The organism is Tepidibacillus fermentans, from assembly GCF_004342885.1.
Taxonomy (GTDB): domain Bacteria; phylum Bacillota; class Bacilli; order Tepidibacillales; family Tepidibacillaceae; genus Tepidibacillus; species Tepidibacillus fermentans.
In genome coordinates this window covers 1-14723 of record NZ_SMAB01000016.1, presented here as the reverse complement: position 1 = coordinate 14723, position 14723 = coordinate 1, and the positions used below count along the sequence as shown (strand labels likewise).

Sequence of the window (14723 nt, the reverse complement as noted above, 5' to 3'; positions counted from 1 at the left end):
TATATTATTCTAAGACTTAAACATACTCTTTAGAATGAAGAAGGCATTAGCTGGACGTTCAGCAATTCGACGAGAGAAATATGGATACCAATGTTTTCCATATGGTGTATAGACACGGACCCTATACCCTTCTTTGACAAGTTCCCTTTGAAGACCATTTCTTACACCATAGAGCATCTGAAATTCAAACTTGTCATTTGGAATATTATTTTCTTTTACATAACGTTTAATTTCACGAATAATATTTTCATCATGGGAAGCAACAGCGATATAATTCCCACTTTGCATATGAAGTTTTACCATTTTAATGTAATTGTCATCTACATCTTGTTTTCTAGGGAAAGCCACTTCTTTTGGTTCTTTATAAGCTCCTTTTACCATTCGAATATTTGCACCTAATTTCCCCATCTCGATCATGTCTTTTTCCGTACGGTATAGATAGGATTGAAGAACTAAACCGATATGATCTTTTCCATACTTTTCAAACAATTTTTTAAAGATATCAATCGTGATTTGTGTTACAGTAGAATCTTCAATATCAATTCGTACGAAGTTATTATGTTCCTTAGCTGCTTTTGCGATTCGGTCCATGTTTTCATACGCGAATTCTGGATCTAACCCTAATCCTAACTGGGTTAGTTTTACAGATACGTTCGAATTTAATTTTTCTTTTTTTATGATTTCCAAGATTCGGATGGCTTCATTCGTAGCCTCAATGGCTTCTTGTTTAGTTGAAACGCTTTCGCCAACATGATCAAGGGTAACCATTAACCCTTCTTTATTGAGCGCTTTGACAATTTCTGCTGCTTGTTGCAAACTTTCTCCTGCAATAAATCGTTTTGCACCTAATTTCATTCCATGTTTGGTTACAAAGTTCGTAACCGTTTTGTTTGCAGCTATACCTAAAACGATACTACGTCCTATCCCCATTTTTGTCACCTCATTTTATTTATTTCCTTACTCTGATTACAAGCAAAATTCATGCCAATATTTCAAAAAGATAAAATTTGAGAAAAAAACAAAATATTTTGAATGATGTATAGTTATTTTAGACAAAGTTGTTTAAAATAGTTGTAAAATAAACAAATTTGTATAATGAGGTTGAAGGATATGCCGCAAAAAATTATTTATCTCAAAGATTTAGCTGAACCGTGGAGAAAAGAGTTAGAAAAACACGACATGATTGAGTACCCGTATTATGCCACTTTGGCTGATGTAAGCAAGATCGAGGAAGGAAAAGATATCTTATTAAAGGACAGCGAAGGAAATAAAGTATCTTATATACCTTATCATCGATTGATCGAAACAGTTTTTCAATCCTGGAGGGAAGTATCGGCCTACTATGATGCGTTGCTTTCTGCGATTGGTGATGCGGTTACAGGAGTGAACCAAAACGGAGAGATCGTGACTTGGAATCAAGCTTCTGAAGAATTTTATGGTTATTCGTGGAAGGAAGTTATGGGACAATCGATTACGCAATTTTTCAAAGAGGAAGCAATCGTTCTTAAACAGATTATAAGAAATGGAGAGCCTATTGAACGAAAATACAATCAGCCTATGACCGATGTACATGTCATTATTAATGCTACTCCCGTATATTCAAATGGAAGATTAATCGGAGGAATTTCCGTAGAAAGAGATATTAGTGATGTCGTGCGCTTAAATGAGGAGTTATCAAATACTAAAGCGTATATTTTTAATTTAGAAAATAAATATGAAAGGAATCGGATTTATGATCCTTTTGACAAGATCAAAGGGAAAAGTCGGATCATACGGGAAACAATTGCGATCGCGAAAAAAGTAGCAAAAACAGATGCGACAATCCTCATTACTGGTGAAAGTGGTGTTGGAAAAGAATTATTTGCAGAGGCGATTCATAATGCAAGTCATCGGTCAAGGAGCCCATTTATCGCTATCAACTGTGGGGCAATTCCAGCCTCTTTATTCGAGAGTGAATTATTTGGTTATGAAAAAGGAACTTTTACTGGGGCTAGTAAAGAAGGGAAAAAAGGAAAAATCGATTTGGCTGAAGGGGGGACCTTATTTTTAGATGAGGTAGGAGAATTACCATTAGATTTACAGGTGAAACTCCTACGTGTTCTTCAAGAAAAACGTTTTTATCGTTTAGGAGGAAACACGCCAATTCCTGTTGACGTGAGAATCATTACAGCAACGAATCGTAATTTAGAAGAAATGATCGAACAAGGGAAGTTTCGAGAAGATTTGTACTATCGTCTGAATGTGATCTCTCTGCAAATCCCTCCTCTTCGGGAAAGAAGAGAAGATATACCTGAACTTCTTTCGCTTTTTTTAGAGGAGTTTTCTATAAAATATGGATCTCCTATACCAAAGATTTCTTCGAAAGTAATGTCGCTATTTCTTCAATATGAATGGCGAGGGAATATCCGCCAACTTCGAAATATGGCTGAACGTTTGATTATTCTGTCTGGAGGAGAAGAGATCGAACCTCGTCATTTACCTTCATTATTTTTTCAAAAGGGTTTAGAAGAAAGGAAAAAAGAAGTATTTTCTCCATCTGATTCTTCAGGGAATAAGGAAGAAGAGAAAATACGTGATGCTTTAAAGAAAACCTTCAATAATAAAAGTGCTGCGGCAAAATTACTAGGAATTTCCCGTGCGACACTCTATAACAAGATGCAAAAATTCGGAATTCAATCAACGGTTGAATCATTTGAACGATAAATGACTAAACATACTTGTAAAATATTAGACAATTCCGTCTGTTTTAAATTTAAATATACTTAGCTAATGTTTTTTATATGTTTTACCTACTCTGATTTTCACGGCATTCCTTGAATGAATGGTTATTAGGAAAGCTTGCGAATTTTATAGATTAATTTTAAAATTGGCATTATTCTTGCATAGATAATTTAGTGTGAATAAATTTCATTATACAAAAAAAGCAAAGGGGATGATCTAATGATTAAAGAGTATGCGCCAGAGCCATTGACAGACTTTTCAAAAGAAGAAAATAAACGTGCGTTCGAACAAGCGTTAGAACTAGTAAAATCTCAATTTGGCAAAGAGTATCCACTAATTATTAATGGAGAAAGAATTTTTACGGAGAAAAAGATTGTATCTTATAATCCATCCAAAAAAGATGAAGTGGTAGGGGTTGTATCGAAAGCGACTCAAGAGTTAGCAGATCGAGCGATTAAAGAAGCTGCCGAAGTTTTTGAAGAGTGGAAAAACTGGGCTCCAGATGCTCGTGCTCGTCTACTCTTTAAAGCTGCAGCCATTATGCGCCGTCGCAAACATGAAATGTCCGCTACAATGGTTTATGAAGCAGGTAAAAGCTGGGTAGAAGCAGATGCGGATACTGCTGAAGCCATCGATTTTATGGAATATTACGGTCGTCAAATGATCCGTTTAGGTGGTTCAATGCCTGTTACTCCAATTCCAGGAGAGACCAACGACAACTACTATATTCCATTAGGAGTAGGAATCATCATTCCACCATGGAACTTCCCACTTGCAATCTTGACAGGGATGACAACCGGTGCTGTTGTTGCTGGGAATACGGTCATTTTAAAACCTGCTAGTGCGACACCAGTGATCGCAGCGAAATTCATGGAGATCATGGAAGAAGCAGGAATGCCAAAGGGTGTCATTAATTTCTTACCGGGAAGTGGTGGAGAAGTAGGAGATTTCCTTGTCGAGCATCCATTAACTCGTTTTATTAGCTTCACTGGTTCAAAAGAAGTAGGACTTCGGATTTTCCAAAAAGCGTCACAAATTGCACCTGGACAAAAATGGATCAAACGCGTTGTTGCTGAAATGGGTGGTAAGGATGCCGTTCTTGTTCATAAGGATGCTGATTTAGAAGCAGCGGCTCAGGCAATTGTTGTTTCTGCCTTTGGATACCAAGGCCAAAAATGCTCTGCTGGTTCTCGCGCCATCATTCATAAAGATGTCTATGATGTAGTATTAGAGAAAGTTGTAGAGAAAACGAAGGCTTTGAAAAAAGGAAACCCAGAGGACGGAAGCGTATTCTTAGGTCCTGTTGTTGATAAGAACGCATTTGATAATATTAATCGCTATATTGAAATCGGTAAGAATGAAGCACGATTAGTTCTTGGTGGAAATAGCGATGATTCTGTAGGTTATTTCATTGAACCTACGATTTTTGCAGATGTAGATTCTCGAGCTGTGATAGGCCAAGAAGAAATCTTTGGACCTGTACTCTCTGTGATTAAAGCAGAAGATATTGATGATGGAATTCGCATCTTTAATGATACAGAGTATGGTCTAACTGGTTCTTTATTTGCAAAGGATCGTGCGATTATTGAAAGATGTAGAAAAGAATTACATTGCGGAAATCTTTACTTTAACCGTAAATCCACAGGTGCAATCGTCGGAGCACATCCATTTGGTGGATTTAATATGTCAGGTACAGATTCGAAAACTGGTAGTGAAGATTACCTATTATTATTCATGCAAGCGAAATCAATTTCTGAAGTATTATAAAAATAGTTGAAAACAAAGAGGGGCTTTCCAAAAAGTTCATTTAAGTTGAAAAATTCGCCAAAATTAAACCCCAAAAAATGTTGATTTTACAGCATTCTTTGGGGTTGCTTTTTTTAGATTTCGGGGTTAAAAACTACTTTTTGGACAGCCCCTTCTTTTTTTGTCCAAATTCTTGAAAGACTTGTTCCTTTCGATTGGTTTTCGGGTATAATGATATTTAGTGAACCACTCACCACTTAGCTATCGCTTGAAGTGGGAGCTTCTCAGCTCCACGACGAAAGCAACCTTTCGTCTCCCTGAGCGTGACTTCGGGTCGTTCCAACCCTAGATGTCCGACAATTCGGAGTTCTTTTGTACCTTGGATATTTTACGCATGGAAGGATCAGCTTGGTTTTCGCATTTTATTTTCTCCATGCAACCCCATATATCCAGTTATCAAAGAACGTGTGTTCTTATTCATTATAACATATGTTCGTGTGTTTTTCAAGATGGCAACAATTCATCTCCCACCTAAAGAGGATAGGGGACTTCTTGTTGCATTAGGTTAAAGATTTTAACCTCTACCTTGATAGCTTGGAGGAAAGTATGAAAAAAGGAATACAGTTAAGTCCACCCCAAATCCTAGTAATTGGGTTCCTTTCAGTTATTTTATTTGGAGCCATTTTATTATCTATGCCTTTTTCATTAGAAAGAGGGGTACATTTACGCTTTCTTGATGCCTTATTTACCGCTACTTCAGCGGTTACGGTTACAGGGTTAAATGTGATTGACCCAGGAACAACCTTTAATCGATTTGGTGAAATCATTATCATGTTATTGATTCAAGTTGGCGGTATTGGATTTATGGCTTTTGCGATCACGATTTTCGTTTTATTAGGGAAAAAAATCGGCTTGAAACAACGCCTTTTAATGCAAGAAGGGAGTAACCAATTGCAAATGGCAGGAGTTGTAAGATTAGCCTTATATATTCTCCAAATTACCGTCGGATTTGAACTCATTGGAGCAATCTTATTAGCACTCTCTTGGCACCAACAATTTGGTTGGGGGGAAGCATTTTATCTTGGAATTTTTCACTCCATTGCCGCTTTTAACAATGCAGGTTTTAGTCTATTTACGACGAGTTTAATGAATGATGTTGGAAACCCTTTGGTTAACTTTGTCATTACGAGTCTCATTATTATTGGCGGCTTAGGATTTGTCGTTTTAATGGAATTATGGAACAAAAAGTTTCAGTTTAGAAGGTTAAGTTTACACAGTAAAGTAACATTAACCGTAAATTTAATTTTAATATCTTTCGGTACGATCATCACCTTTCTATTAGAGTATGGAAATAGCAAAACACTTGGTCCGTTAAGTATTGATAATAAATTGCTGGCCTCTTATTTTCAAACAGTAACAACAAGAACGGCAGGATTTAATACGCTAGATATTGGTTCACTTACACAGGCTACGCTTTTTATTTATATCTTGTATATGTTCATCGGGGCAGCGTCAGGGTCGACAGGTGGCGGAATTAAAGTAACGACAATGGCAGTATTACTTGGTTCTGTAAAATCCCTATTAAGAGGAAAAAGAAATATGGAATTGTTTAAAAGAACGCTTAGTGTGGAACAAGTTTTACGTTCACTTACGATTATCATTTTATCATTAGGTATTGTGATCCTCTCGACGCTGATCTTAGATATTACAGAACGAGGGGTTTCCTTTTTAAATATTGTATTTGAAGTAGTATCCGCTTTTGGTACTGTCGGATTAAGTATGGGGATAACCCCACATCTTTCCATTATTGGTCGAATTGTGATTATTACAACGATGTTTGTTGGTAAACTTGGGCCTTTAACGATTGGCTACGCACTCGCTAGAAAAGAAGAAAAAGAATATTTCCGCTATCCAGAAGAAAAGATGATGATTGGTTAAGAATTTAATGCTTTTGTGCAGTAAATGATTTTATAGTATGATGAAGTTGTTATGTCATTTCGCTGATTTGAATAAGGAGGGATAAGAAATGAGGCTATCTAAAAAAGAGGTAGAACATGTTGCTAACTTAGCACGTCTAACATTAACCGAGGAAGAAGTAGCTCTTTTCACTGAACAGTTAAGTTCGATTCTAGATTTCGCTCAGAAGTTAAATGAACTAGATACGGAACATGTAAAGCCAACAAGCCATGCATTAAACATTACCAATGTATTTCGCGAAGATGAGGTTATTGAATCGATATCAAGAGAATACGCATTAAAGAATGCTCCTGATCAAAAGGATGGCCAATTTAAGGTACCATCCATACTGGAAGGTTAGAAAGGAGGGCTTCATTTGTCATTATTTGATCTGCCAATTACTGAGATACATAAACGCTTAAGCAACAAAGAGTTAACTGCAAGCGATATGGTTGAAGAATCTTTAAAAAGAATTGCTGAAGTAGAAAAAGATGTGCAAGCCTTTTTGCTCGTTGATGAGGAACAGGCAAGAGAGAGAGCAAAGGCGATCGATCAGGATATTGCAGTCTCCGAAGATTTAGGAATTCTTGCCGGGCTACCTATGGGAGTCAAGGATAATATTGTAACGGAAGGAATTCGGACGACCTGTGCCAGTCGGATTCTAGCAAACTATGAACCCATTTATAGTGCAACTGTATATAAAAGAATGCTAGCTGGACAAGCGATCATGATCGGAAAAACGAATATGGATGAATTTGCGATGGGGTCTTCAACAGAGCATTCTGCTTTTCATCCTTCTTACAATCCATGGAATTTAGATTATGTACCAGGGGGATCAAGTGGTGGGTCTGCTGCTGCTGTCGCAGCTCGCGAAGTCTATTTTGCGCTTGGATCTGATACAGGTGGATCGATTCGCCAACCTGCTTCATTTACAGGCGTTGTTGGCCTAAAACCAACGTATGGTCTAGTCTCCCGTTTTGGCTTAGTGGCTTTCGCGTCCTCTTTAGATCAAATTGGACCAATCACGAAAAATGTTGAGGATGCTGCCTATGTATTACAAACTTTAGCAGGGTATGATGAACTTGATTCGACTTCTGCAAATGTTTCCATTCCTGACTATATTACACCATTAACTGGAGAGATCAAAGGACTCCGTATTGCTGTTCCCAAAGAGTATATGGGTGAAGGTGTCGATCCAGCAGTTAAGGAAAAAATGCTAGAAGCACTAAAAGTTTTTGAGAATTTAGGGGCAGTATGGGAAGAAGTTTCTTTGCCACATACTGAATACGCTGTCGCCACCTATTATATTCTAGCACCTTCAGAGGCCTCCTCTAACCTAGCTCGGTATGATGGGGTTCGTTATGGCGTACGTACTGACTCTGCTGAGAATCTAATCGAAATGTATAAGAAAACGAGAAGTGAAGGTTTCGGTTCAGAAGTGAAACGAAGGATCATGCTAGGAACATATGCCTTAAGTTCAGGATATTATGATGCTTATTATCGAAAAGCACAAAAAGTACGAACGCTAATTAAACAAGATTTTGAACAGATTTTTGCAAAATATGATTTAATCTTTGGGCCAACTGTTCCGACGACTGCTTTTCGAATTGGCGAGAAAATAAGTGATCCATTACAAATGTATGTAAATGATATTCTTACCATCCCTGTTAATTTAGCAGGGCTACCTGCAATCAGTATTCCAGCAGGACTGGTTAATGGTTTACCAGTGGGCTTGCAATTGATCGGCAAACATTTTGATGAAGTTACGATTTTAAGAGCCGCTTATGCGTTTGAACAACATACGGAGCATCATAAATTACGACCAATGGTAAAAAGGGGGTAGGGAAGAATGGAATATGAGACAGTGATTGGTTTAGAAGTCCATGCCGAACTTTCAACAAAAACGAAAATCTTTTGTAATTGTTCAACCGAATTTGGAGCACCACCCAATACGCATACCTGTCCTATTTGCCTTGGACATCCTGGAGTCTTACCTGTCGTGAACAAACAAGCGGTGGAATTCGCGATTAAAGCTGCCCTAGCGTTAAATTGTGAAATTTCTCAGGTCACGAAATTCGATCGAAAAAATTACTTTTACCCTGATTTGCCAAAAGCATATCAAATCTCTCAATATGATCAACCCATCGGGAAAAATGGTTGGATCGAGATTGACGTTAATGGTCAGAAAAAGAAAATCCGGATCAATCGTCTTCATCTAGAAGAGGACGCAGGGAAATTGACCCATCTGGGAAATGAGGAAGGTTCACTTGTGGATTTTAACCGTACTGGCGTTCCATTAATTGAGATTGTATCAGAAGCTGATCTTCGTTCGCCAGCGGAAGCAAAGGCTTATTTAGAAAAATTAAAAAGTATTATTCAATACACGGGCGTATCCGATGTGAAAATGGAAGAAGGATCCTTACGTTGCGATGCGAATATTAGTTTGCGTCCGGTTGGTCAAAAGGAATTTGGTACGAAAACGGAATTAAAAAATATGAACTCTTTCCGCGGTGTAGAGCGGGCACTAGAATATGAAGAAAGAAGACAAGCTGAAATTTTAGGTGCAGGTGGAATAATTGTTCAAGAAACACTCCGTTGGGATGAAGAAAAAGGAATCACCGTTTCCATGCGTGGAAAAGAAGAAGCCCATGATTACCGTTACTTTCCTGATCCTGATCTTGTTGAGATGATCATTGATGAAGAGTGGATCAGTCGGATTAAGGCGGAGCTCCCAGAACTACCTGATGTTCGGAAAGAACGTTATATGAATCAATATGGTTTACCTGCATATGATGCAGAGATCTTAACATCATCGAAGGACTTCGCAGATTTCTTTGAGGCAACTTTGGAGTATACCCAAGATGCCAAAGCTGTTTCCAACTGGATCATGGGGGAATTATTAAAATATCTCAATGCAGAAAATTTAGCGATTAAAGATAGTAAAGTGACACCGCAAGGTTTAGGGGAACTGATTCAACTCATTGAAAAAGGAACTATTAGTATTAAGATTGGTAAGACAGTATTTCGCGAAATGCTCGAATCAGGAAAAGCTCCAAAGACGATTGTCGAGGAAAAAGGATTGGTGCAAATCACCGATGAAAGCGCAATTGCGGCTATCGTTGACCAAGTGATTGCCAATAACCCACAATCGGTAGAAGATTACCGCAATGGAAAAGAAAAAGCCATAGGATTCTTGGTCGGCCAAGTGATGAAGGAAACAAAAGGGAAAGCAAACCCGGGAATGGTCAATAAGTTGATCATGGAGCGATTGAAACAAGAATAGTAGAGTTTGTATGGGAAGCAGTAGGTCAATTTGATCTGCTGCTTTTTCAATTGACTTTGTTAAGTGCTTCCATTAATATGAATGTACAAATATGGTAAAGGAAAGATTTAACATGGGTAAAAGAGGGGTTTGGATCATTGGCCATGGTTCCAGTAATCCGAGATGGTTAGACTATGTTGATCAGATGATCGCAAAGTTAGAGTCTCCTAGTCCAATTGTTCTTTCATTTTTGGAAAAGGCAGAAGGGAGACTGATTGAAGATGGCATCCGACAACTACGGGGGTTTGGAATTAAAGAAGTTTTTGTCATCCCTTTATTTGTTTCTTCAGGAAGTACTCATATTGCCGAAATTCAAGAAATATTATCTCAATATAGACAAGAATTTACTTTTATTTTTGGATCTTGTATGAATGATCACCCTCTCGTTGTTCAACATATTATCGACCAAGCAAAGGAACTTTCTGATAACTGCAACCAAGAATCGCTACTGATGATTGCACATGGCAGTGATGAAGATGATTTTCAACAGAAGTGGAAGGAAATTCTCGAGAGTTTAACGAAACAAATAAAAGAGAAGACAAATTTTCTTCGAGTCGATTATGCTACCTTTTTACCCAATACCATTTTAAAGCGATTAGAAGGATTAAAAAATACTTCGAAGCAGATTCTCATCGTTCCGCTTTTTCTAAGTAAAGGGATTTTTACTGAGGAAAGAATACCTGCAATGATTCAATGGTATCCTGTAAAGTATAATGGAAAGGCTTACTTACCGAATGATTGGATCACGGAGTGGATTCAGGAACAGATTGATCAATATTATGTTAAGGAATAGGTGATTCCAATGAAACGTGCTCGTTTCATTTATAATCCTTCAGCAGGGAGAGAGGATTTAAAAAAACAACTAGCGGACATCTTAGATATTCTGGACAGTTACGAATTAGAAACTTCATGCTATGCGACAAAAGGTGAATTTGATGCGACAAAAGCTGCAAGGGATGCAGTAGAGCGCAATTTTGATATCGTGATTGCAGCAGGTGGGGATGGAACCCTTTATGAGGTGATAAATGGTCTGAGCACCTATGAAAAACGCCCAAAACTAGGCATTATCCCTGCAGGAACAACGAACGATTTTGCAAGGGCTCTAGGCATTCCTAAAGACTATAAAAAAGCGGCTACGATTATTGGCGAACAATTTAGTATACCAATTGACATTGGGAAATATAACGATAAATATTTTATTAATATTGCCGGCGGGGGAACATTAACGGAACTCACCTATGAAGTTCCAAGCAAATTAAAAACGATCTTAGGACAATTAGCGTACTATGTTCGCGGAATTGAAAAACTTCCCTTTTTGAAACCGATCCCTATTACAATCGAAACAGAAGATATGGTTTATCGGGAAGAAGTCATGCTGTTCCTCATTGCGAATAGTAACTCTGTCGGTGGCTTTGAGAAGCTAGCACCTTATGCAGATTTAAGAGACGGGCTATTTGATGTCATTGTCATAAAGAAAACCAATTTACCAGACTTTGTTCGTCTTGCTTCCTTAGCATTGAAAGGGGAACATCTCAATGATCCCAAAGTTCTTCATTTTAAAACCCGATCTCTTCAAGTTTATTCTTATGGTCCTGACCCCGTTCTCGTCAATTTAGATGGTGAACTAGGGGGGCAATTACCGGGGAAATATGAAATTCTTCCAAAGCATTTAGAAGTGTTTGCTGACGAGAAACTTCTATAAATGGAAGTTTGGCTAAAGTGATGGAAATCATGTAGAAAGAGCAGAGCGTCCTTTATGTTCTGCTTTTTTCTATGTGGGCGTAAATATGTTAAAATGGGCAATAATGCAAAAAAAAAGGAGATTTATCATGGCAAAGAAAAAAGCAAAAGTACAAACACCCGTACAAAAAAATCAAATCATTGAAATGGATTTTACCGATTTAGGCCATGATGGGGAAGGAATTGGTAAATATGAAGGATATACCTTGTTCGTTCCCGGAGTACTTCCTAGAGAAAGAGCAAAAGTAAAGGTAACAAAGGTGAACAAAAACTATGGTTATGGCCAGTTAATAGAAATCTTACGAAAAAGTCCTGATCGGGTAGAACCTAGGTGTTCGATTTACAAACAATGCGGTGGTTGCCAACTTCAACACCTATCATATCAAGCTCAATTAGAACAAAAACGAAAAATTGTGAAAGATAACTTAGAACGGATCAGCAAAATTAACGATGTGATCATTCATCCAACGCTGGGGATGGATAACCCGTGGAATTATCGAAATAAATCCCAAGTTCCATTTGAACAGCGAGAAGCAGGCTTGATTGCAGGCTTTTATGCGAAAGGAACCCATGATGTCATCGATATGAAAGAGTGTGTGATTCAGCAAGAAAAAAGTGACATCATGGTGCAAACGGTCCGCAAAATCGCCAGTGAATTAGGAATTCCCGCATACAATGAAGTCGAACATCGAGGGATTCTACGTCATGTGGTTTCGAGAGTGGCTGTGAATACTGGGGAACTCATGTTGATTCTCGTTACCAATGGAAAAGACTTCCCAAACAAGGACAAGCTTATTGAACAAATAGTTGAAAAAATCCCCAACCTAACCAGCTTAGTTCAAAATATCAACGAAGAACGAACCAATGTGATTTTAGGATTCAAATCCATTACATTATGGGGAAGAGATGTGATTTACGATACCATCGGCGATGTGAAATTTGCGATTTCGCCAAGGTCTTTTTATCAAGTTAATCCAGAACAGACCAAAGTCCTTTATGAAAAAGCTTTAGAATATGCAGCGCTTACTGGAAATGAAAACGTGATTGATGCTTATTGCGGAATTGGCACCATTTCACTCTTTCTCGCCCAAAAAGCCAAGCATGTCTATGGTGTTGAAATCGTCCCAGAGGCGATAAAAGATGCATGGAATAATGCTAGGATAAATGGGATTAAGAATGTGACATTTGAAGTAGGGGCGGCAGAAAAAGTGATACCTGAATGGGCAAAAAAAGGAATCAACGTTGATGTCGTTGTTGTCGATCCACCGCGAAAAGGCTGCGATGAAGCCCTGCTACAAACGATTATAGACTTGAAGCCAAAACGGATGGTGTATGTATCCTGTAATCCAAGCACCTTGGCAAGGGATCTGAGAGTGTTAGAGGATGGTGGTTTCAAGACGATCGAGGTACAGCCAGTGGATATGTTCCCACAGACGAATCATGTGGAATGCGTAACATTGATGTCAAGGGTGTAAGCCTTGAACTTACTGGGTTTGCAGGATTATACTTATCTTGTCTACTCGACGTATAGTTTTAAATGCGTCCGCGGGAACATATCGATGGATAGAAAAAGAACCGAAAAATGAAGTAGGGTCGAGTTGATAGAATAGATAACGTCATAGAGTTGTGGAGATAGGATAGATGTAAAAATTGGTGATATTGAATTTAATATATTGAGCTGACCGCTGATCAGGAGATGAATTCTCTTGATTGGCGGTTTCGTTTTATTAATAGCTCATAAAAAATCAATTTATTGAGAATGATGTTATCATTTAGAGTGAGCAAAAAGAAACTTGACAAAGTTAGTATCTTGCAATACAATATACCTGTATATTGCATTGCAAGATACTAAATGGGAGGTTTTATTATGATTCCTTCACAAATGTTAAAAGGTGTGTTAGAAGGATGCATTTTAGAGATAATCCGAAAACAAGAGACTTATGCATATGAAATCTCGAAACAGTTAGAGCGATATGGATTTGGAGAGATATCTGAAGGAACAATATATCCTATTATTTTGCGCCTACAGAAAAGTGAACTTGTGAAAGCTACTTTACAAGACTCTAATAGCGGACCGAAGCGCAAATATTATCATTTAACTGAGAAGGGGGTTATTAGTCTAAGTGAATTTAAAGTTAACTGGCAAGAACTAGATCATGCGGTTAATCAATTATTTATGGGAGGAAAAGAACATGAATAAATTAGCAAAGGAATTATTAAAGAAAAATAATAATAGGGAAAAAGCGATATTTGATGAAAACAAAGAAATTTATACAAATATGATTGTCTACTTACGGGGTTCTGATTTATCAGAGTACAATCAAGAAGTTGTAAGAGGAGATATTATTGAACTAATTATTGATGGTCAGCAACGAGGCGATAATATTAAAAAAGTCATGGGAGGCAGATATAAGGAAATCTGTGATCAGATTATCGAAGCTATGCCTAAGAAGACAAAAAAAGATAAGGTGATGGATTTTTTAGATATGTCTCTTCATGCACTATGGGTTTTAGGTGTTATTTCTTTAGCTAAAAACTTTATAATTAGCTTAATTTCAAATAAAGCTGGGTTTGAGTTTATCTTAACCGTTGGGGATATTATAAATGGACTTGCAATTATCCTTATAGCAAATGTGATTGTATTGTATATTACTAAAACAGCATTTGGTGCAAAGAAAGAAAAAAAAGTAGTTTCTTTTTTAAAAGCGTGGTTTATTGCTGCAGCTGTTTTGGCAGCTATGATATTGAGTAATGTATACTTTAGAACCATTGCAGTGAATATTTCTTTATGGTTAGCAGCAATAACTGTCATATTGATTTTTGTTATTTGGAAAATTATAAGTGAAAGAGCGTAAATGAGATTTTCTTAATTTGATTTTGCTAAGTCGACGCGTTCCCGTCTACCGTAAGTGCAAAATTTGCGATAGATATGTTTCCGAGAACGGACATATCTCAAATGACATTTATTCTGTCCTCTCGTGCCACATCGAGGTTGTAGTATCGCTCAAAAGAAAACACAGCCCATAAAGCCTTGCGCGGCAGGGCATTATGGGTTTTTGGGAGGAATTGGATATGTTCCCGTGGACGGGGGGGAGAAAACAGGAGAGGTTTACACATGTAATAAAAAATCATAAATATTCTGCATATGCGTAAAATATTTCTCGAGGAGATTGGTAGAAAATACTAGCAAAAAAAGAGAAGGCGTTCTATCGTAAATGTATGCTTTAGCAGGCAAATA

At 37.7% G+C, this 14723-nt stretch carries 12 protein-coding genes; 11 read left to right on the top strand and 1 reads right to left on the bottom strand.

The features are described from left to right. Positions 1–9: 9 nt before the first annotated feature. Positions 10–930 (bottom strand): proline dehydrogenase family protein, encoded by a 921-nt coding sequence (locus EDD72_RS09455; protein WP_132769692.1) that lies wholly within the window; start codon positions 928–930, stop codon positions 10–12. A gap of 180 nt (positions 931–1110) precedes the next feature. Between EDD72_RS09455 and EDD72_RS09450 the strand changes: the two genes are divergently transcribed. The 11 genes from EDD72_RS09450 (at position 1111) to EDD72_RS09395 (ending at position 14340) form a co-directional block, all read left to right on the top strand. Continuing rightward, a complete protein-coding gene (locus EDD72_RS09450; protein ID WP_132769690.1) occupies positions 1111–2703 on the top strand; it encodes a sigma-54 interaction domain-containing protein in 1593 nt (530 codons plus the stop codon). A gap of 237 nt (positions 2704–2940) precedes the next feature. After that, positions 2941–4488 (top strand): L-glutamate gamma-semialdehyde dehydrogenase, encoded by a 1548-nt coding sequence (gene pruA / locus EDD72_RS09445; RefSeq protein WP_132769688.1) that lies wholly within the window; start codon positions 2941–2943, stop codon positions 4486–4488. Positions 4489–5073: 585 nt separating this feature from the next. Beyond that, positions 5074–6405: a TrkH family potassium uptake protein gene (locus EDD72_RS09435; RefSeq protein ID WP_132769686.1), complete on the top strand. Its 1332-nt coding sequence runs from the start codon at positions 5074–5076 to the stop codon at positions 6403–6405. 88 nt (positions 6406–6493) lie between these two features. Further along, complete coding sequence (gatC, locus tag EDD72_RS09430; protein WP_132769684.1) at positions 6494–6784, top strand: Asp-tRNA(Asn)/Glu-tRNA(Gln) amidotransferase subunit GatC; 291 nt, start codon at positions 6494–6496, stop codon at positions 6782–6784. A 15-nt stretch (positions 6785–6799) separates the two neighbouring features. Then, positions 6800–8266, top strand: coding sequence for an Asp-tRNA(Asn)/Glu-tRNA(Gln) amidotransferase subunit GatA (gatA, locus tag EDD72_RS09425; protein ID WP_132769681.1), 1467 nt, complete (start codon positions 6800–6802; stop codon positions 8264–8266). Between the two features lie 6 nt (positions 8267–8272). Then, complete coding sequence (gatB, locus tag EDD72_RS09420; RefSeq protein ID WP_132769679.1) at positions 8273–9706, top strand: Asp-tRNA(Asn)/Glu-tRNA(Gln) amidotransferase subunit GatB; 1434 nt, start codon at positions 8273–8275, stop codon at positions 9704–9706. Positions 9707–9818: 112 nt separating this feature from the next. Beyond that, positions 9819–10538, top strand: coding sequence for a sirohydrochlorin chelatase (locus EDD72_RS09415; RefSeq protein ID WP_165895036.1), 720 nt, complete (start codon positions 9819–9821; stop codon positions 10536–10538). Positions 10539–10547: 9 nt separating this feature from the next. Then, entirely contained in the window at positions 10548–11447 is a 900-nt protein-coding gene (locus EDD72_RS09410; RefSeq protein ID WP_132769675.1) for a diacylglycerol kinase, read from the top strand. Positions 11448–11574: 127 nt separating this feature from the next. Then, positions 11575–12960, top strand: a complete 1386-nt coding sequence (gene rlmD, locus EDD72_RS09405; RefSeq protein ID WP_132769673.1) for a 23S rRNA (uracil(1939)-C(5))-methyltransferase RlmD — start codon at positions 11575–11577, stop codon at positions 12958–12960. 395 nt (positions 12961–13355) lie between these two features. Then, positions 13356–13685, top strand: a complete 330-nt coding sequence (locus EDD72_RS09400; protein WP_207893689.1) for a PadR family transcriptional regulator — start codon at positions 13356–13358, stop codon at positions 13683–13685. Beyond that, positions 13678–14340, top strand: coding sequence for a DUF1129 domain-containing protein (locus EDD72_RS09395; protein WP_013297370.1), 663 nt, complete (start codon positions 13678–13680; stop codon positions 14338–14340). The genes EDD72_RS09400 and EDD72_RS09395 overlap by 8 nt, the downstream gene beginning before the upstream one ends. Positions 14341–14723: the final 383 nt, after the last annotated feature.